This is a genomic window from Rubrivivax soli, from assembly GCF_049810355.1.
In the GTDB taxonomy this organism is placed as follows: Bacteria; Pseudomonadota; Gammaproteobacteria; order Burkholderiales; family Burkholderiaceae_C; genus Rubrivivax.
On record NZ_CP187368.1, the window covers coordinates 5654928 to 5674594 of the forward strand.

The 19667-nt window shown below is 71.1% G+C and carries 18 protein-coding genes; 16 read left to right on the forward strand and 2 right to left on the reverse strand.

The features are described 5' to 3' along the window. Positions 1-135: 135 nt before the first annotated feature. Both ACPOLB_RS26000 and ACPOLB_RS26005 read left to right on the forward strand, forming a co-directional pair. A complete protein-coding gene (locus tag ACPOLB_RS26000; RefSeq protein ID WP_425258964.1) occupies positions 136-708 on the forward strand; it encodes a methanogen output domain 1-containing protein in 573 nt (190 codons plus the stop codon). A gap of 57 nt (positions 709-765) precedes the next feature. Beyond that, the gene (locus ACPOLB_RS26005) at positions 766-2745 is read left to right on the forward strand and encodes a hybrid sensor histidine kinase/response regulator (RefSeq protein ID WP_425258965.1); all 1980 of its coding nucleotides are present in this window, start codon (positions 766-768) and stop codon (positions 2743-2745) included. 69 nt (positions 2746-2814) lie between these two features. On the opposite strand, the gene ACPOLB_RS26010 is transcribed toward ACPOLB_RS26005, so the two are convergent. Further along, entirely contained in the window at positions 2815-3747 is a 933-nt protein-coding gene (locus ACPOLB_RS26010; RefSeq protein ID WP_425258966.1) for a LysR family transcriptional regulator, read from the reverse strand. A 125-nt stretch (positions 3748-3872) separates the two neighbouring features. On the opposite strand from ACPOLB_RS26010, the gene gtdA reads away from it, so the two are divergent. The 4 genes from gtdA (at position 3873) to ACPOLB_RS26030 (ending at position 7246) form a co-directional block, all read left to right on the forward strand. Beyond that, complete coding sequence (gene gtdA / locus ACPOLB_RS26015; protein ID WP_425258967.1) at positions 3873-4919, forward strand: gentisate 1,2-dioxygenase; 1047 nt, start codon at positions 3873-3875, stop codon at positions 4917-4919. Between the two features lie 250 nt (positions 4920-5169). Beyond that, positions 5170-6435 carry an aromatic ring-hydroxylating dioxygenase subunit alpha gene (locus tag ACPOLB_RS26020; protein WP_425258968.1) on the forward strand — a complete coding sequence of 422 codons (1266 nt, stop codon included), beginning with the start codon at positions 5170-5172 and terminating at the stop codon, positions 6433-6435. A 3-nt stretch (positions 6436-6438) separates the two neighbouring features. Beyond that, on the forward strand, positions 6439-6921 hold the full coding sequence (locus ACPOLB_RS26025) for an aromatic-ring-hydroxylating dioxygenase subunit beta (protein ID WP_425258969.1): 483 nt from the start codon (positions 6439-6441) through the stop codon (positions 6919-6921). Between the two features lie 7 nt (positions 6922-6928). Beyond that, on the forward strand, positions 6929-7246 hold the full coding sequence (locus ACPOLB_RS26030; protein WP_425258970.1) for a non-heme iron oxygenase ferredoxin subunit: 318 nt from the start codon (positions 6929-6931) through the stop codon (positions 7244-7246). 60 nt (positions 7247-7306) lie between these two features. Here ACPOLB_RS26030 and ACPOLB_RS26035 read toward each other — a convergent pair whose 3' ends face one another. Then, positions 7307-7939 (reverse strand): cation transporter, encoded by a 633-nt coding sequence (locus ACPOLB_RS26035; protein ID WP_425258971.1) that lies wholly within the window; start codon positions 7937-7939, stop codon positions 7307-7309. Between the two features lie 119 nt (positions 7940-8058). Between ACPOLB_RS26035 and cadR the strand changes: the two genes are divergently transcribed. The 10 genes from cadR (at position 8059) to ACPOLB_RS26085 (ending at position 19544) form a co-directional block, all read left to right on the forward strand. After that, on the forward strand, positions 8059-8538 hold the full coding sequence (gene cadR / locus ACPOLB_RS26040; RefSeq protein WP_425258972.1) for a Cd(II)/Pb(II)-responsive transcriptional regulator: 480 nt from the start codon (positions 8059-8061) through the stop codon (positions 8536-8538). A gap of 279 nt (positions 8539-8817) precedes the next feature. Next, positions 8818-9981, forward strand: coding sequence for an FAD-dependent monooxygenase (locus ACPOLB_RS26045; protein WP_425258973.1), 1164 nt, complete (start codon positions 8818-8820; stop codon positions 9979-9981). Between the two features lie 92 nt (positions 9982-10073). Further along, a complete protein-coding gene (locus tag ACPOLB_RS26050; RefSeq protein ID WP_425258974.1) occupies positions 10074-11084 on the forward strand; it encodes a hypothetical protein in 1011 nt (336 codons plus the stop codon). Between the two features lie 5 nt (positions 11085-11089). Further along, positions 11090-11281, forward strand: a complete 192-nt coding sequence (locus ACPOLB_RS26055) for a hypothetical protein (protein WP_425258975.1) — start codon at positions 11090-11092, stop codon at positions 11279-11281. After that, on the forward strand, positions 11265-11852 hold the full coding sequence (gene tadA / locus ACPOLB_RS26060; RefSeq protein WP_425258976.1) for a tRNA adenosine(34) deaminase TadA: 588 nt from the start codon (positions 11265-11267) through the stop codon (positions 11850-11852). The genes ACPOLB_RS26055 and tadA overlap by 17 nt, the downstream gene beginning before the upstream one ends. Positions 11853-11866: 14 nt before the next feature. Next, a complete protein-coding gene (locus ACPOLB_RS26065; RefSeq protein ID WP_425258977.1) occupies positions 11867-12775 on the forward strand; it encodes an LD-carboxypeptidase in 909 nt (302 codons plus the stop codon). Between the two features lie 205 nt (positions 12776-12980). Continuing rightward, the gene (locus ACPOLB_RS26070) at positions 12981-15218 is read left to right on the forward strand and encodes an ABC transporter substrate-binding protein (protein WP_425261979.1); all 2238 of its coding nucleotides are present in this window, start codon (positions 12981-12983) and stop codon (positions 15216-15218) included. 1 nt (position 15219) lies between these two features. Then, the gene (locus tag ACPOLB_RS26075; RefSeq protein ID WP_425258978.1) at positions 15220-16203 is read left to right on the forward strand and encodes an ABC transporter permease; all 984 of its coding nucleotides are present in this window, start codon (positions 15220-15222) and stop codon (positions 16201-16203) included. 12 nt (positions 16204-16215) lie between these two features. Next, positions 16216-17670 (forward strand): ABC transporter permease, encoded by a 1455-nt coding sequence (locus tag ACPOLB_RS26080; protein ID WP_425258979.1) that lies wholly within the window; start codon positions 16216-16218, stop codon positions 17668-17670. Then, positions 17670-19544, forward strand: coding sequence for an ABC transporter ATP-binding protein (locus ACPOLB_RS26085; RefSeq protein ID WP_425258980.1), 1875 nt, complete (start codon positions 17670-17672; stop codon positions 19542-19544). The genes ACPOLB_RS26080 and ACPOLB_RS26085 overlap by 1 nt, the downstream gene beginning before the upstream one ends. Positions 19545-19667 lie beyond the last annotated feature (123 nt).

Sequence of the window (19667 nt, forward strand, 5' to 3'; positions counted from 1 at the left end):
GGCGGCGCGTGGCGGCCCAGGGCGGCCGGATCGCGGTGCCCCCGAGGCGGGATGAGTGGGCGCCTCGTTGCCTCCGCGTCCCGGGATGGGTTACCCTGCACGGCGAGCGGATCGAACACCGTCGGAGGAAACCCCATGGGCGAGGGCTTGGTCGACGCTGCAGCAAGTACTGCGAGCGCCTTGTCACCTTCCGGCGAGGGCGGGGTACCTGCACCGTTTGCGCTCGACCGTGACATCTTCCTGCGCACGCTGCTGCGCGAACTCTCGGGCACGCTGCAGGACGTGGTCGGCCTGGACGAGGCCGCCGGCTTCATCAGCGTCGTCGGTCAGCGCATCGGCGACCAGATCAACGCCGGGTACCGGCGCGAACTGGCACTGCCCGTGCTGAGCCGCGCCCAGGTGGCCGACGTGCTCGTCGACCTGAAGCGGCGCATCGATGGCGACTTCCGGATCGTCGAGCAGGACGACACGCGCATCGTGCTGGAGAACCGGCGCTGCCCCTTCGGCGACAAGGTCATCGGGCGTCCGTCGCTGTGCATGATGACGTCCAACGTCTTCGGCGTCATTGCCGCCGAGAACCTCGGCCAGGCCAAGGTCGAGCTGGTGCGCACCATCGCCGAGGGTGCAGCCGGCTGCCGCGTGGTGGTCCATCTGCAGGCCACGCCCCAGGCCGATGCGGCCACCGGGCGCGAATACTTCAAGGCCTGACCGACCACATGTGCTTCCCGCCTCCGGCGCGACATGGTGCAGCCCCGAGCCTTCTCGATGCGGCCGCTGCTTGACGCGCTGCCGGAGCCGCTGCTGCTGCTGGACCTGCAGGGTGGCCTCCTGCACCTCAACCGCGCCGCCGCGCAATGGCTGGGCGTGGCGGCGCCGGACATGGTCGGCGTGGCCTTCCACACGCTGTGCGCCGACGCGCCCGACGTGGTGGCTGCCGCGCTGCACCAGGGCGCGCGCAGCACGCAGTTCAGCCCGGCCCGGCTGACGCTGAAGCGCAGCGCGGCCGAACCCTGCCGCTGCGAGCTGGCGCGCGTCGCGGCCACCGACGAACACCCCGCGGGGCTGTTGATCCGGCTGCAGCCGCAGGCGGTCGCCGCCAACCGCTTCCTGGCGTTGAACGAGCGCATCGACGCCCTCTCGCGCGAAGTCGCCCGGCGTCGGGCGGTCGAGGCCGCGCTGCGCGAACAGGGCGAATGGCTGCACGTGGTGCTGCGCAGCATCGGCGACGCCGTCATCGCCACCGACGCGCAGGCACGCGTGGTGCTCATGAACCCGGTCGCCGAACAGCTCTGCGGCTGGTCGGAAGCGCTGGCGCGGGGCCAGCCCGTCACCGAGGTGTTCTGCATCGTGCACGGCCAGACGCGCCAGCCCGCGACCAATCCGGTGCAGCGCGTGCTGCTCGAACGCCGGATCGTCGGCCTCGATGCCCAGACCCTGCTGCTGGCACGCGATGGCCGCGAACTGCCGATCGACGACGCAGCCGGCCCCATCCTCGACGCCGACGGCGCCTTGCTGGGCGTGGTGCTCGTGTTCCGCGAGATCAGCGAACGGCTGCAGGCCGAGCAGGCGCGGCGGGCGCTCGAGCAGCAGCTGCGCAACGCGCAGAAGATGGAAGCCGTCGGCACGCTGGCCGGCGGCATCGCGCACGACTTCAACAACGTGCTCGGCGCCATCCTGGCCAACACGGTGCTGGCCGAGGAGGAACTGGCGTCCGACCACCCGGTGCGGCCGCGGCTGGCGCACATCGGGCGCGCGGGGCAGCGGGCGCGCGAACTGGTGCGCCAGATCATGGCCTTCAGCCGGCGCCAGCCGCAGCTGCTGCGCCGGCAGGTGCTGCAGCCGCTGCTCGAGGAATGCACCGCGCTGCTGCGCAGCACGCTGCCCGCGTCGGCACAGCTGCGCGTGGTGCTGTGCGACGAACCGCTGCACGTGCTGGCCGATGCCACGCAGGTCGAGCAGGTGGTGATGAACCTCTGCACCAACGCCTGGCATGCGCTGCGCGGCAGCAGCGGTCGCATCGGTGTCACGCTGGATGTCTACGAGGGGGATGCGCCGGACGGCCTCGCCGCGGGCTTCGGTGCCTGGCAGCCGGGCCGCTATGCCCGGGTCATCGTCAGCGACAACGGCTGCGGCATGGACGCGCAGACCCTGCAGCGGGTCTTCGAACCCTTCTTCACGACCAAGCCCAAGGGCGAGGGCACCGGCCTGGGGCTGGCGGTGGCCCACGGCATCATCGCCGAGCACCGCGGCGCGCTGACCGTGCACAGCACGCCTGGCAAGGGCACGCGCTTCGGGCTGCTGCTGCCGCTGGTCGACGCCAGCGGTGGCGAGGCCCTGCCGCTGGCGCTGCCGGCGCCGGCGCAGGCACTCGGGCGCGGCCAGCACGTGGTCTACATCGACGACGACGAGGTGCTGGTGGCCACGGTCGAGGTGCTGCTCACGCGCGCCGGCTTCCGTGTCAGCGCCTTCGCCAGCCCGCGTGCCGCACTGCGCGCCCTGGGCACCGCGCTGGCGGACGTGGACATCGTCGTCTCCGACTTCAACATGCCCGAGCTCACCGGTCTCGAGGTGGCCCGGGAAGTCGCCCGGATGCGTCCCGGCCTGCCGCTCATCGTCACCTCGGGCTACCTGTCCGACGACCTGCGTCGGGGCGCGCACGCCGCCGGCGTGGCGCGGCTGCTGAACAAGGAAGAGACCTACGAGCGGCTGGCAGCGCTCATCGTCGAGGTCCTCGTTCCACGCTGATGCGTGCGACCGCTGCAGCGGCAGCCCGAGCGGGCCGGCCGGCGACAGGAGCGCGCGCAGTCCGCCGGTCTACGGCACCGGGGCCGCCTTCGCGGCCCCGTCGTCCCCGAAGAGCTCGAACACCACAGTGCGCAGCCACTGGTGTGCCGGAGAGCGGTGCACCTTGGCGTGCCAGAACACGTTGATGGCGATCTCCGGCAGCGCAACCGGGTGCGGCCGGTGGGCCAGGCCGAACGGCTCGGCCAGGCTCTCGGCCAGGCGCTCGGTCACGGTGGCCACCAGGTCGGTGCGCTGCAGGATGTGGCCCATGCTCACGAAGTGCGGGACCGTCAGGCGGACGATGCGCTCGATGCCGGCACGCCGGATCAGGTCGTCCACCCTGCCGTGGCCGGTGCCTGCCGACACGACGGTGAGGTGTTCGGCCGCCTTGAAGTCGGCCAGCGACAACCGCTTGCGTGCGAGCGGGTGCCCTTGGCGGAAGAGGCAGACATAGCGCTGGCGGAACAGGCGCCGCTGGAAGAAGCCGGCCTTGAGCTGGGGCAGGGGACCGATGGCCAGATCGACCCTGCCGGCTTCCATGTCGTCGCGCAGGTTGGTCGCGCTGTTGCGGACCGTGTTGAGCGCGATGCCCGGCGCCTCGCGCCGCAGCCGGTCCACCAGTGCCGGCAGGAACACGATCTCGCCGATGTCGGTCATGCCGACCGTGATGGACCGCTTCACCGTCGCCGGATCGAACACCCGATGCTGGTTCAGGCCGCTGTGGATCATGCCCAGCGCGTGGCCGATCGGCCCGGCCAGCTGTTCCGCGAACGGAGTCGGCATCATGCCCGCAGGCGTGCGCACGAAGAGCTCGTCGCCGAACTGCCGGCGCAGCCTGGCCAGCGTGTTGCTGACCGCCGGCTGTGTCAGGCCCAGGATCTCGGCCACGCGGGACACGCGCCGTTCGACCATCAAGTGCTGGAACGTCACCAACTGGTTCAGATCAACGTCGGACAGCTCCATCACGGGCTCCGATCTGCTTGCCCATCACCACGCGTGATGCAGCTCATTCATGAGATTCTATTGGCTGAATGAGGCGGAGCCGGAATCATCGCGCCACCGCTCGGGCACTCGAGGAGACTCACACCATGCACGCCGCCAAGCCACCACCTGATGCGCAGCGTGAGCGCGCCGACTACTACGCCCGCATCGGCAAGCAGCACATGACGCCGCTGTGGGAGGTGCTGGGCGCCCTGGTGCCGCCGCAGCCGCGCCCGTTGGCGCAGGCCGCGCTGTGGCGCTACGCCGAACTGCGTGACAGCGTCCTGGAAGCTGGCCGGCTGATCAGCGCCGAAGAAGCCGAGCGGCGCGTGCTGATCCTGGAGAACCCGGCGCTGCGTGGCCAGTCGTGCATCACCAACACGCTCTACGCCGGCTTGCAGCTGATCCTGCCCGGCGAGGTCGCCCCCGCGCACCGCCACACGCAGTCGGCGCTTCGGCTCGTGCTCGACGGCGCGGGCGCCTACACCGCGGTGGACGGCGAACGCACGACGATGCGGCGTGGCGACTTCATCATCACGCCGGCCTGGACCTGGCACGACCACGGCAACCTCGGCAGCGAGCCGGTGGTGTGGCTGGACGGACTGGACATTCCGATCGTGCGCTTCCTCGACGCCGGCTTCGCCGAGAAGAGCGAAGCGCAGACGCAGCAGCCGCTGCGGCCCGAGGGGGACGCGCTGGCCCGCTACGGCTCGAACATGGTGCCGGTGGACTACCACCCGGCAGTCGCCGAGCCGACGCGAGTGTTCGTCTACCCGTTCGAGACCACGCAGGCTGCGCTGCTGGGCATCGCGCACGGCGCGCCGGACCCGCACCACGGCTTCAAGCTGCGCTACGTGAACCCGGCCACCGGGGCCTCGCCGATGCCGACCATCGGCGCATTCGCACAGCGCCTGCCGGCAGGCTTCGAGACCCGCGCCGTGCGCAGCACCGATGGCACCGTGGTCGTCTGCCTGGAAGGCGGCGGCGAGGTGCGTGTGGGCGATCGGGACTGGCGCTTCCAGGAGAACGACGTGTTCGTCGTGCCGTCGTGGCAGGCGCTGCAGCTGCGCGCCGACCGCGACTCGGTGCTCTTCAGCTTCTCCGACCGCCCCGTGCAGCAGGCCCTGGGCCTGTGGCGCGAAGCACGCCTGTGACATGCGCGCCCAAGGACGTCGATGGCGCGCGCCGTCGCAGCCCCTGCGCGGCACGCGCTGGCGGTTGCTGCCAGCGATCAACGCGTCCTGTTCCACCGCGCTGGGCATGAACGGCGTGCCGAGGGCGGCAACGCCGTGGTGCCCGGCGACCTGACGCGGGGCGAGAGCGCCGGCCCGGGTGCCGTCGAAATGCGTGTCGCCGGCTGCATCGGCGTCCACCGCAGACACAGGAGACTCAGGAGACAAGACCATGCAAGAGACATCGACGGTGTTCCCCACGCAGCCCGTCTGGGAAGGCGGTGGCACGCACCGCATTCCCTTCCTCGCCTACACCAGCGACGCGATCTACCGCCGTGAGCTCGAGCGCTTCTTCTACAAGGGCCACTGGTGCTACGTCGGCCTCGAGGCCGAGGTGCCCAACCCCGGTGACTTCAAGCGCACCGTGGTCGGCGAGCGCTCGGTGATCCTGGTGCGCGACGCCGACGGCACCATCCACGTGGTGGAGAACGTCTGCGCCCACCGCGGCATGCAGTTCTGCCGCGAGCGGCACGGCAACCGCAAGGAGTTCGTCTGCCCCTACCACCAGTGGAGCTACACGCTGAAGGGCGACCTGCAGGGCGTGCCGTTCCGGCGCGGCGTGAAGCAGGACGGCCAGGTGCACGGCGGCATGCCGGCGGACTTCAGGACCGCGGACCATGGCCTCGCGAAGCTGAAGGTGGCCGCGCGCGGCGGCGTGGTGTTCGCGTCCTTCGATCCGGATGTCGAGTCGTTCGAGAGCTATCTCGGCCCCACCATCCTGGGCTACTTCGACCGCCTCTTCAACGGCCGCCAGCTGAAGGTCCTGGGCTACAACCGCCAGCGCATCCCGGGCAACTGGAAGCTGATGCAGGAGAACATCAAGGACCCGTACCACCCCGGCCTGCTGCACACCTGGTTCGTCACCTTCGGGCTCTGGCGCGCCGACAACAAGAGCCAGCTGCGCATGGACGACCGGTACCGGCACGCAGCCATGATCAGCACCCGCGGCACGGCCGGCAAGGCCGAGCAGGTGACCCAGGTCTCCAGCTTCAAGGAGCGCATGCAGCTCCACGATCCGAGCTTCCTCGACATCGTGCCCGAGCCGTGGTGGGGTGGGCCGACTGCGGTGATGACGACGATCTTCCCGAGCGTCATCCTGCAGCAGCAGGTCAACAGCGTCAGCACGCGTCACATCCAGCCGAGCGGCCACGGCAGCTTCGACTTCGTCTGGACGCACTTCGGCTTCGACGACGACAGCGACGAGATGACGCAGCGTCGCCTGCGCCAGGCCAACCTGTTCGGGCCGGCCGGTTTCGTGTCGGCCGACGATGGCGAGGTGATCGAGTTCAGCCAGCAGGCCTTCGAGACCAAGCCCTTCCACCGCACGCTGGCCGAACTGGGCGGCCACGGGGTGGAGAACACCGAGCACATGGTCACCGAGACGCTGATCCGCGGCATGTACCGCTACTGGCGCGACGTGATGGAACGGGAGGCCTGAGCCATGGCGACGAACCTCGACTTCGAGGACTGGCTCGCACTGACCCAGCTGTACGCCGACTACGCCAGCGCGGTCGACTCCGGACACTGGGACCTGTGGCCGGAGTTCTTCACCGACGACTGCGTCTACCGCCTGCAGCCGCGCGAGAACCACGAGCGCGGCTTCCCGCTGGCCACGCTGTCGTTCACGAGCAAGGGCATGCTGAAGGACCGGGTCTACGGCATCCAGGAGACGCTGTTCCACGACCCGTACTACCAGCGCCACATCGTGGGCACGCCGGTCGTTCGCGAAGTGTCGGAAGCCGGTTGGCGCTGCGAGGCCAACTACGCCGTGCTGCGCACCAAGCTGTCGGACGCGTCCACCGTCTTCAACGTCGGCCGCTACCTCGACCGCGTGGTGCGCACCCCCGCGGGCCTGAAGTTCGCGTCCCGCGAGTGCATCTACGACTCCGAGATGATCCCCAACAGCATCATCTACCCGATCTGAGGCGGCCATGAACGACACCCCCTGGACCGAGGCGCTGTCCGTCGACGACCTCCCCGCCGATGACGTCATCGGCGTGGCCGTGGCCGGGCGCGACATCGCGCTGTACACCGTCGGCGATGCGGTCTATGCCACGGACAACACCTGCACCCACGGCCAGGCACGCCTGTGCGACGGCTTCCTCGACGGCCACGAGATCGAGTGCCCGCTGCACCAGGGCAAGTTCGACGTGCGTGACGGCCGCCCGCTGTGCGACCCGGTCACCGAGGCCCTGCACCGCTATCCGGTGAAGGTCGAGGGCGGCCGGGTGTACCTGCAGATCGACTGAGCCCAGTCCCGCTGGACATGGCGCACCCTGCCGGAGGACGCCCCGCACGGCGCCGTTCGCTCAGGCGTGCGCGGGAACCAGGCGCAACTCGGCCCGTGCCTGTTGGATGACCGAACGCGCGGCGGTCAGCGCCAGCACGCCCATGACCACGGCGACGGCGAGGTCGGGCCAGCCGCTGCCGGTGCCGAACACGCCCAGCGCGGCGGCCATCACCGCCAGGTTGCCGAGCGCGTCGTTGCGGCTGCACAGCCAGACCGAGCGCATGTTGGCGTCGCCCTCGCGCCAGGCATAGAGCATCGCGGCCACCGACACGTTGGCCAGCAGGGCGAGGGCGCCGATGGCACCCATCGTCACCGGTTCGGGCACGGTGCCGGAGGCGGCCGACCAGGCAGCCCGGCCGAGCACGAAGACGCCGAAGGCACCCATGGTCAGGCCCTTGAAGAGCGCAGCGCGTGCGCGCCAGCGCAGCGCCATGCCCAGCACCAGCAGCGAGACGCCGTAGTTGGCGGCGTCGCCGAAGAAGTCCACCGCGTCGGCCAGCAGCGACACCGAGCCCGCCTGCAGGCCGCCGGCCAGTTCGACGGCGAACATGGCGGCATTGATGACCAGCGCCGCCCACAGCACGCGGCGGTAGCGCGGGCTCAGGCTGGCCGCCGGGGTGGCGCAGCCGTGGCTGCAGCAGGTGTCGCTCATGACGGACCTCGTGGTGTCGGTGCAGGCATTGGAAACCCTGGAGCGGCTTCAGAGTCAAGCGAGTAAGCTGCGAGCCGCAGGCCGCGGTGGGCCGACGAGGCGGACACAGGAGCGAGGCCATGAAGATCGGTGCACTGGCGTTGGCGGCGCAGACCCAGGTCGAGACCATCCGCTACTACGAACGCGCGGGTCTGCTGCCGCAGGCGCCGCGCAGCGAGGGCAACTACCGCATCTACGGGCCCGAGCACGTGGAGCGGCTGGCGTTCGTGCGCCACTGCAGGTCGCTGGACATGACGCTGGACGAGATCCGCGTGCTGCTGCGCTTCAAGGACGATCCCCGGGCCGCGTGCGGCGAGGTCAACGCGCTGCTCGACGCGCACATCGGCCACGTGGCGACCCGCATCCGCGAGCTGCGGCAGCTGGAGAAGCAGCTCCAGCTGCTGCGGGCCCAGTGCGGGGGCGACAGCGAGGCGGCACGCTGCGGCATCCTGAATGAACTGGTCCAGGTGTCGTCCGCGAGCGCAGGTGCTTCGCCCGCGCGGGGTCGGGGGCGCCACGTGCCGGGCGCGCATGCCGGTGGCCTTCGCCGCCAGCGTTGATCGCCCGGGGGCGCCGAGGCCTCGGCGCGGAGCGTCCGTGATACCGTCGATCCGCCGTAGCGTGCCGTCGGTGTGATCGGCAGGTGCCGCCCCGCGTGCACCTGCGGGCCCGGGTCACACCTCCACGCCGCGGCATGCCTTCGACCAGTGGATGCGAGATCAAAGAGCCTTGCGAGCTGCCTGCCACCATGACCCGGAATCCGGCCTTGCCGGCCCCGCCGCGGCGCCCTCCAGCGGCGCGCCCTCCCGCCATGCCCCGTTCCGTCCGATGACCGCGGGGTGGCCGTGATTCCCTCGGGACAGCAGGTGGCAGGCGGCGCGCAGGTGCCGCTGCCCACGGTCGACGTGCTCGTCGCCGGTCTGGGCCCGGGCGGCTGCGCCGCGGCACTGGCGGCGCGCGCGGAAGGGTTGCACACGCTGGCCGTGGAAGCCCGCGGACCGCAGGCGACGCGCTCGCAACTGGTGCTGGTGCGGCCCGGGGCGCAGGCAGCGCTGCGCCAGCTGGGCCTGCCCGACATCACCGAAGGCCGGCGCACCACGACGATCCGTCATGTCGAGAACCGGCTGCGCGCCGCGCTGCAGGCGCGTGTGCACGCCGATGCGGCGGCGCACCCGGCCGCTGCGCCCCGGACTGCGTTGTGCTGGCACACGGGTGTCGTCGACCTGCAGGCCGGCACCGAGCGGGTCGTGGTGACGCTGCGCGACGAAACGACCGGCACCACGCGCCAGGTGGCGGCGCGCCACGTGATCGACGCCTCGGGCGGCCGGCTCGAGGCGCTGGGACGGCCGGCGCGCGAGCGTGCCGGACCGCGGCACGTCGTCAGCACCGCGGAGTACGGCACGCCGCCGTGGTTCGACGGCATCGTCGGCGTGCGCGACCCGGCCACGCACGAGCTCTTCCTGCTGTTTCCGACCTGGGGCCGGCGCGGCGTGATCGCCTATTTCGACGCGCCCACCGGGCCGCGTCCGCTGGCCGAGCAGGTGGTGCAGCGCTTCGGCGCCATCGCCGATCGCCTGGGCCTGGGCGCGCCGAACGAGCCGTTGTGGGCCGTCGACGTCTACCAGCGCGTGCTGCGGCGGCCGAACGCAGGCCGCGTGCTGCCCATCGGCGACGCCGTCGGCACGGTCGACGTGCTGCTGGGCGCCGGCATGTCCACGGCCATCGAGGACGGTGCCGATGCGGCGCGCAGCGTGGCGGCCGCCTGCCGCGAGGCGTCGCTGCGGGGCGCGCTGGAGCGCCTGGACGCCACCAGCCGCATGCTGCACCGTCGCCACCGCGCCAGTGCGCTGCGCGGCCGCCTGCTGCTCGCGGCGCGGCCACTGGTGGAGCGCGCCTGGCCCAGCGCGACGCTGCCCGACGTGGCACGCGCGCAGCTCGGGCCGCCGCCGCTGCTGTGGCCTGCGGTGCGCTTCCTGTTCGGCCGCCGTCCTTCGACGTCCTGACATCCGCGCGCAGCCGGTGCCGCCTGCCCGCGGCTGCCCCACACGCCTCGTTGCGTTGCGACGGGCCTCGCTTCGGTAGACTGCGCACCGCCATGTCCGATGCCGTGTTCGCCGATCCCGCCCCCATGCGCCGTGCCGCGGTGCGGTGCGCAGCACTGGCGCTTGCCTGCGCTGCGCTGGCGGGCTGCGGCGGCGGCGGTGGGACGGCGGCGGTGCCGCCGCCGCCGGCAGGCGAGCCGACGCTGGCCCAGCGCACGGCCGCCGCCGGCACCACGGCGCGCGGCAATGCCGCATGCACGGACATCGGCAGCTTCTACTGGGAGATCGGCGACCGCAACGCGGCGCTGGCCTCGGGCTCGATCGGCGGTGTCACGGCCAGCACGCGCATGGCCATCGCATCGGCCTCGAAGTGGGTCTACAGCAGCTACTGGGTGCAGCGCCAGGGCGGCGTGCTGACGGCCGAGGACGTGAAGTTCTTCAATTTCCGCAGCGGCTACACGAAGTTCAGCAGCTGCATCGGCACCGGTACGGTCCAGGAATGCCTGGACAGCGGCACCAACGGCGAGTTCGTGCCCGCCACCGAGAACAAGTTCGACTACGGCGGCGGCCACATGCAGAAGCACGCCGCACTCAACGGCCTGGGCGCGCTGGACAGCGCCGCGCTCACGACCGAAGTGCGCCGGCTGCTCGGCACCGAGATCGGCATCACCTACACCTCGCCGCAGCTCGCCGGCGGCGCCTTCAGCAACGCGACGGAGTACGCCAGGCTGCTGCGCAAGATCGTCAGCGGCAACCTGCGCATGCGCGAGGCGCTCGGCACCTTTCCGGTCTGCGTCGACCCCGCCACCTGCGCCGAGGCGATCTTCACGCCGTCGCCGCGCGGCGAGCAGTGGCATTACGCGATCGGGCACTGGGTCGAGGACGACCCCGGCGTCGGCGACGGCGCCTTCAGCAGCCCCGGCGCGTTCGGCTTCTACCCCTGGATCGACGCCAGCAAGACCTGGTACGGCGTGCTGGCGCGCGAGAACCTGGGCGGCACCTACGAGTCCATCGCCTGCGGCCGGTTGATCCGCAAGGCCTGGCTCACCGGCGTGGCGCAGTAGCGGTCATGCGCGCTGCCTTGTCCCTGGCCGGCCTGCTGGTGGTGGTGTTCATCGTGGCGCGGCTCGCGGGCACGCAGCTGGGTGGCGGCCGGCCCGAGGCGGCGCCGGCGGCCACGGCCGCGTCTGCCGCCGACCGCGTGCAGCGCGCGCTGCAAGATGCCGCCGACGCGCGGGCTTCCGATGCTGCCGGGCGCTGACCACGCCGCGGCGCCCGGCGACGAAGACCGGCTCCGCGACGAACACGCGATGCGCCTGGCGCTCGACCAGGCGCAGAACGCCTGGCTGGTGGGCGAGGTGCCGGTCGGCGCCGTCATCGTGCGGCCGCAGGGCGATGGCGTCCAGGTGGTGGCCACCGGCTACAACCGCCCCATCACCACGCACGACCCCACGGCGCACGCCGAGATCGTGGCGTTGCGCCACGCCGCCACGCTGCTGGGCAACTACCGCCTGCCCGACTGCACGTTGTACGTGACGCTGGAGCCGTGCGCGATGTGCGCGATGGCACTGGTGCACGCGCGCTTCAAGCGCGTGGTCTTCGGCGCGCCCGACCCCAAGACCGGTGCCGCGGGCTCGGTGATCGACCTCTTCGCCCAGCGCCAGCTCAACCACCACACGGCCGTCGCTGGCGGCATGCTGGCCGGGCCGTGCGGCGACATGCTGCGCGGCTTCTTTGCCGAACGCCGCGCCGCAGCCAAGGCGGCGCGCGACGCCGCTGCCATCCCTGCAGGTGAAGCCATCGAGCTGCACCTGCCTCCCAACGACCTCTGACGCTTGCCGCTCCGATGCCCCAGCTGACCTTGTTCACGCCCGCCGGCGTGGTGTTGAAAGCAGCGCCGCTGCGCCTGGCCGCGAAGCGGCTGCAGGCGCTGGGTTTCGAGGTGGCGGTGGACGAATCTGCGCTGGCCCGCCACCAGCGTTTCGGCGGCGACGACGACACCCGCCTGGCCGCGCTGCACCGCATCGCGCGTGCAACGCCGCAGGTGGCGCTGGCCACGCGCGGCGGCTACGGGCTGACGCGGCTGCTCGACCGCATCGACTGGCCGCTGCTGGCGCGCAGCGTGGAGGCCGGCACGCACTGGGTGGGCCACAGCGACCTCACCGCGCTGCAGCTCGGCCTGCTGGCGCACACCCGGGCGCGCAGCTGGGCCGGCCCGCTGGCGCTGGACCACTTCGGCCGCGCCGATGCCGACGGCGGCGTCGACGAGGTCACGTCGGCCTGCTTTGCCGAGGCCATGAGCGGCGAGCTCGAAGCCGTGGGCTTCCGCACCGAAGCCGGCTTCGACGGCCTGCAGGCGCGGGGCCTGCTGTGGGGCGGCAACCTCACGGTGCTGTGCTCCCTGCTGGGCACGCCGCACTTCCCCAAGGCCGGCATCGTGAAGGGCGGCGTGCTGTTCCTGGAAGACGTCAACGAGCACCCGTACCGCGTCGAACGCATGCTGCTGCAACTGCAGCAGGCGGGCGTGCTCGACGCGCAGAAGGCGGTGCTGCTGGGCCAGTTCACGGCCTACAAGCCTTCGCCGCTGGACCGCGGCTACGGCATGAAGGCCGTGCTGCAGCACCTGCGCACGCGCACGGCCGTGCCGCTGCTGACGGGCCTGCCGTTCGGCCACGTGCCCACCATCGTGACGCTGCCCGTGGGCGCGCGCGTGGACCTGCTGGTGCAGGGGCGCGACGTGCTGGTGGGCTGGTAGACACCCCGCGGCCCGGGGGCCTGCAACCCCGGCTGCAACCGGGGTGCCAGGCCCTAGAATCGCGCCTCGCCTCGACGGGAGCGGGCCACGAGCCCGCCCGCTCGGGGCTCGTTTGTTTGATGTCGAACCGTGGTCGGCCCACCCCCGCCGCCATGTGGTCGACGCACCGGGAGTGCGCGGAATGCGCGGATTGCGCGAGAGTTCGATGCTGGCACGCGGTGCCAGGGGGTTGCGGGCCGGCCTGGCCGTGCTGGCCCTGCTGGCCGCCGCCGGCTGCAACAACAGCCCCTATCCGGCCGGTGCCGAGCGCAGCAACACGCTGTTCTATTCGTTCGACGAGCGCTCGCCGCGCTACCTGGACCCGACGGCCTCGTACTCGAACCCCGAGTCGGCCTACACACTGCAGATCTACGAACCGCCCTACGGCTACCACTACCTGAAGCGTCCGTACCAGCTGGTGCCCAAGTCGGCGGCGGCCGTGGTGAAGCCGCGCTACATCGACAAGAACGGCCAGCCGCTGCCCGACGACGCGCCAGCCGAGGCCATTGCCGAGAGCGTGTACGACATCCCGATCCGCCCCGGCATCCGCTACCAGCCGCACCCGGCGTTCGCGAAGGGTCCCGACGGCCGGCCGCTCTACATGAACCTGACCCGCGAAGAGCTGGGCGACAAGCGATCGCCCTGGGACTTCCCGGTGCAGGGCACGCGCGAGCTGGTGGCCGAGGACTTCGTCTACGCGCTCAAGCGCCAGGCCACCACGCGCATCGAGGCGCCGGTGTATGCCGTCTTCGCCGATTTCGTGATCGGGCTGAAGGACTACGCCGCGCTGGTCCAGCAGGAAGACAGGAAGCTGCTGCAGGGCCTGCCGGAGGACATCCGCGACAAGCCCTTCCTCGACTTCCGCCAGTGGCCGCTGGCCGGCACCAGCGCACCCGACCGCCACACCTGGCGCATCCGGCTCAAGGGCAAGTACCCGCAGTGGAGCTACTGGATGACGCTGCCGTTCCTGGCGCCCATCCCCTGGGAGGCCGATGCCTTCTACGCGCAGCCGGGCATGGCCGAGAACGGTCTGTCGCTGAACCAGTGGCCGGTGGGCACGGGGCCGTACATGATGGCCGAGTTCGTGCGCGACCGCCGCCACGTGATGCGGCGCAACCCCAACTACCACGGCGAGACCTACCCCTGCGAGGGCGCACCGGGCGACAAGGAAGCCGGCCTGCTGGACGACTGCGGCAAGCCGCTGCCGTTCATCGACACGCTGTACGTGACGATCGAGAAGGAGCGCACGCCGCGCAAGGAGAAGTTCCGCCAGGGCTACCTCGACGTGCCCGAGATCGAGCGCCCGGAGTGGGGCGTGGAATTCCGCAACGACGCCGACGACTCCGACGCCGTGCGGGCGCTGCAGGAAGCACGCGGCTTCAAGTTCCCGCTGATGACCGACATCTCGAACTGGTACCTGGGCTTCAACATGCTCGACCCGGTGGTGGGCCGCGGCGCCACGCCCGAGCAGGACGAGAAGAACCGCAAGCTGCGCCAGGCGCTGTCGATCGCGATCGACTGGGAAGAGGGCTACGGCCGCATCTTCAAGCACAAGGGCGGCGTGGCGGCGCACAGCCCGGTGCCGCCGGGCCTGTTCGGTTCACGCGAAGGGCAGGGCACGTTCCACAACCCGGTGACGCACGTGTGGCGGGACGGCAAGCCGGTGCGCCGGCCCATCGAGGACGCACGCCGGCTGCTCGCCGAGGCGGGCTACCCCGGCGGCCGCGACGCCGCGACCGGCAAGCCGCTGGTGCTGAACTACGACTTCCAGCGCGCCATCACGCCCGAGTTCAAGAGCGAGAACGACTGGATGGTCAAGCAGTTCGCGAAGCTCGGCATCCAGCTCGAGATCCGAGCCACCGACTTCAACCAGTACCAGGACAAGACGCTCAAGGGCCGGCACCAGATCTTCTGGAGCGGCTGGCTCGCGGACTACCCCGATGCCGAGAACTTCCTGTTCCTGACCTACGGTCCGCTGGGGCGCAGCAAGAACCAGGGCGACAACTACGCCAACTACGACAACCCCGAGTACGACAAGCTCTACCGGCAGCTGCAGGCCCTGGACGACGGACCGGCCAAGCAGGCCGTGGTGGACCGCATGGTGGCGATGCTGCAGCACGACGCGCCCTGGGCCTTCGGCTACTTTCCCTGGGGCGGCCTGGCCTTTCAGAGCTGGGTGCACAACGGCAAGCCGTCGGTGCTGATCCGCGACATGGCCAAGTACTACCGCGTCGACCCCGCGCTGCGCGCGCAACGCCAGGCCGAATGGAACCAGCCGGTGCGCTGGCCGCTGGCGCTGCTGGCCGTGCTGATGCTCGTGCTGGGCTGGGTGGCGCGGCGCAGCTACAAGGCCCGCGAGACCGCCACCGCGCGCGGCACGGCAGCGGCCGGGGCAGGGGGCTGAGATGGGCGGCTTCATCCTGCGCCGCATCGGCTACGGATTCCTGATCCTGGTGGGTGTGAACCTGCTCACCTTCTTCCTGTTCTTCACCGTCAACACGCCCGACGACATGGCGCGGCTGAACATCGGCGGCAAGCGCGTGACGCAGGAGCAGATCGACAAGTGGAAGTCCGAGCGCGGCTACGACAAGCCGCTGTACTGGAACGCGGCCGAGGCCGGCACCGCGCAGCTCACGCGCACGGTGCTGTGGGAACGCTCGATCTCGCTGATGCAGGGCGACTTCGGCCGCAGCGACTCGGCGCGCTCGGTCGACATCGGCCACGAGATCGCCTCGCGCATGGGCGTGAGCCTGCAGTTGGCGCTGCCGCTGTTCCTGCTGCAGCTGCTGGTCAGCGTGAGCTTCTCGCTGATGCTGGTGTTCTTCCGCCACACGCGCATCGACTTCTGGGGCGTGGTGCTGTGCGTGCTGATGCTGTCGATCAGCAGCCTCTTCTACATCATCGTCGGCCAGTTCCTGTTCAGCCGCGTGCTGCGGCTGGTGCCGATCTCGGGCTACGCGCCGGGGCTGGACGCGGTGCGCTTTCTCGCGCTGCCCATCCTGCTGAGCCTGCTGGCGCGGCTGGGCGGCGAGGCGCGGCTGTACCGCGCGATGTTCCTCGAGGAGATCGGCAAGGACTACGTGCGCACCGCGCGCGCCAAGGGCCTGGCCGAGACCGTGGTGCTGTTCCGCCATGTGCTGCGCAACGCGCTCATCCCCATCATCACCAGCGCCGGCTCGTACCTGCCCTACGTGTTCCTGGGCAGCCTGGTGTTCGAGAGCTTCTTCGGCATCCCGGGCCTGGGGGCCTTCGTCATCGAAGCCATCAGCGGCCAGGACTTCGCGATCGTGCGCACGATGGTCTTCGTGGGCTCGGTGCTGTACATCGCGACCAACGTGCTGATCGACATCGCGTACACGTGGGCCGACCCGCGCGTGCGGCTGGGCTGAGGCAGGACCACCATGGGTTTCAAGTTCGTTCTGCTGTGGACCGATGTCGCGCTGTGGCTGCTGTTCGCGGCGCTCGCGGGCTACGTGCTGCACGTGCGGCGCTCGGCACCGCTGCGCGCCACCTGGCTGAAGGTGCTGCGCGATCCGGCGGCACTGTGCTCGGCGCTGGTGCTGCTGCTGTTCCTGTCCGTGACCGCGCTCGACAGCGTGCATTTCCGGCGTGCGCTGCCGGCGGCTGCGGGCCAGGCCGCGGGCCAGGTCTTCTACGACAACCGGGCCGAGTCGCTGCTCGACCTGGCGCTGTCGCGCCCGCTGGCGATGCGCGAATCCACCTACTCGGCGCCGCTGGCCACGCACGCCTTCGGCAAGCAGGTGGTCACGCGACCCGATGGCGAAACGGTGCGCGAGTTCCCGCGCCTGCAGCACGGCGGCGCACACCTGCGCGACCCGGCGCGCGACCGGCAGGCCGACGTCGTGCGCCGCGCCGCCACCGGCGCCGCGGGCGGGCTGGTGGTGGCGCTGCTGGCCAGCGGGCTGCTGGCTTGGGCGCTGCGCCGCACCCATGGCGGCGTGGGTGCGGCGTGGTGCGACATCGCGGCCGACCGCACCACGCTGCCGCTGCGCGCGCTGGTGCTGACCTTCGCCGTGGTCTGCGTCGTGGCCGGGGCCGTGGTGGCGCTGATGGGCCACTACCACGTGTTCGGCACCGACCGCACCGGCAACGACGTGCTGGTGCAGACGCTCAAGAGCGTGCGCACGGCCTTCGTCATCGGTGCGTTGTCGACGCTGGCGACGCTGCCGATCGCCATCACGCTGGGCATCCTGGCGGGCTGGTTCCGCGGCTGGGTCGACGAGGTGGTGCAGTACCTCTACACGACGCTCTCGTCGGTGCCCAGCGTGCTGCTGATCGCCGCCTGCGTGCTGATGGTGCAGGTGTGGCTGGACAAGCACCCCGACTGGTTCGAGACCGGCGTCGAGCGTGCCGACCTGAAGGTCTTCCTGCTCTGCGCCATCCTCGGCGCCACGGGCTGGTCCACGCTGTGCCGGCTGGTGCGGGCCGAGACGCTGAAGCTGCGCGAGCTCGACTTCGTGCAGGCCGCGCAGGCCTTCGGCGTCGGGCCGCTGCGCATCATGCGGCGGCACATCTTCCCGAACGTGGTGCACCTGGTGCTGATCACCACGGTGCTGTCGTTCAGCGAACTCATCCTCTACGAAGCCGTGCTGACCTACGTGGGCGTCGGCGTCGACCCGTCGACCAGCAGCTTCGGCGGCATGATCAACCTGGCGCGCAGCGAGATGAGCCGCGACCCGGTGGTGTGGTGGAGCTTCGCCGCCGCCTTCGGTTTCATGGTGGTGCTGGTGCTGGCGGCCAACCTGTTCGCCGACGGCGTGCAGCAGGCCTTCGATCCGCGGGCACGCGCGCTGCGCCCGCGGCCGAACTTCCTGAGAAAGCGGGCCGCACCGTGATGCAGATCGACGACCTGCGGGTCGAGCTCGATGCCGAGGCCGGGCTCGTGCGGGCCATCGACGGCCTGCGATTGGCCATCGAACGCGGCGAGACCTTCGCGCTGGTGGGCGAGTCGGGCTGCGGCAAGAGCATGACGGCGCTGGCACTGATGCGGCTGCTGCCCGACAACGGCAGCGTCACCGCCGGCAGCATCCTGCTCGATGTGCCGGGCGGCGGCCGCGTCGACACCGTGGACCTGCCCGAGGCCGCCATGCGCCGCATCCGCGGCGGCCGCATCGGCATGATCTTCCAGGAGCCGGGCACCAGCCTGAACCCGGTGATGCGCGTCGGCGACCAGCTGGTCGAGGCCATCGAGACCCACACCGCGCTGCGCGGCGCGCCGGCGCGCGCGAAGGCGGTGGACTGGCTGCGGCGCGTGGGCATTCCCGAGCCCGAGCGCCGCATCGACGACTACCCGTTCCGCATGAGCGGCGGCCAGAAGCAGCGCGTGATGATCGCGATGGCCCTGGCGGCCGAGCCCGACTTCCTGATCGCCGACGAGCCGACCACCGCGCTGGACGTCACGATCCAGGCGCAGGTGCTGGATCTGCTTCGCACGTTGCAGCGCGAGCAGCGGATGGGCATGCTGCTGATCACGCACGATCTGGCGGTGGTCTCGGGCATGGCGCACCGCGTGGCGCTGATGTACGCCGGCCAGATCATCGAGGTGGCACCGGCGGCCGAGTTCTTCGCGCGGCCGTTGCACCCGTACGCGCAGGCCTTGATGCGGGCGCTGCCCGCCGCCGACCGGCGCGACAGGACGCTGGAGGCCATCGCCGGCACGGTGCCGCCGCTGTCGCAGCGTTTCACGGGCTGCCGCTTCGCGCCGCGCTGTGCCAGCGTGCAGCCGCGCTGCCACGAGACGCTGCCCGAGCTGGTCGAGGCGCTGCCGCGGCACCAGGTGCGCTGCCTGCTGCATGCCGCTGGTGCGCCGGCTTCGCTGGGTGCACAGGCGCCCGTGGCGGCGCCAGCCGCGCTGGAGGTCGCGCGCAGGGCCGATGCCCGTGCCGGCGTCCCGTCAGACGCCCAGCCGCCGCTGCTCGACGTGCAGGGCCTGCACGTGCGCTTCCCGCTCAAGCGCGGGTTCCTGCAGCGCAGCCGCACGCACTTCCATGCCGTCGACGGCGTGTCGTTCCAGGTCGGCCGCGGCGAGACGGTGGCGCTGGTCGGTGAATCGGGCTGCGGCAAGACCACCACCGGCAAGGCCATCGTGCAGCTGCTGCGGCGCGTGGCCGTCACCGAGGGCCGGGCGCTGCTGGACGGGGCTGACCTGTTCGAGCTGCAGGGCGCGGCACTGGTGCAGGCGCGGCGCCAGGTGCAGATCATCTTCCAGGACCCGTTTGCCTCGCTGAACCCGCGGCTGCGTGTCTTTGACCTGCTCGAGGAAGGCCTGCTGGCGCTGCATGGCGAGCTGGACGTCGCGGCGCGCCGCCAGCGCATCGAGACGCTGATCGACCAGGTGGGACTGCGCCGCGACGCGCTGCTGCGCTACCCGCACGAGTTCTCGGGCGGCCAGCGCCAGCGCATCGCGATCGCCCGCGCGCTCGCGGTGCAGCCGCGGCTGATCGTGTGCGACGAGCCGACCTCGGCGCTCGACGTGTCGGTGCAGGCGCAGATCCTGAACCTGCTGCGCCAGCTGCAGCGCGAACTAGGCGTGAGCTACCTGTTCATCACGCACAACATCGGCGTCGTCGAGTACGTGGCCGACCGCATCGCGGTGATGCAGGCGGGGCGCATCGTCGAGCAGGGCCCCTGCCACGGCGTCCTGCAGCAGCCGCAGCACGGCTACACGCGCCAGCTCCTGGCGGCCGTGCCGCGCCTGCGCGCGGGTTGACCCGGGTCTGTCCCGCCAGCGCGTGCGTGGTCGCGTTGCGGCGACCCAACAGCGACTTGTAAACCGGGCGGCCCCCAAGGCGGCGGCGAACATGTCTGAATGTATCGTCGTGTCATGCATCTG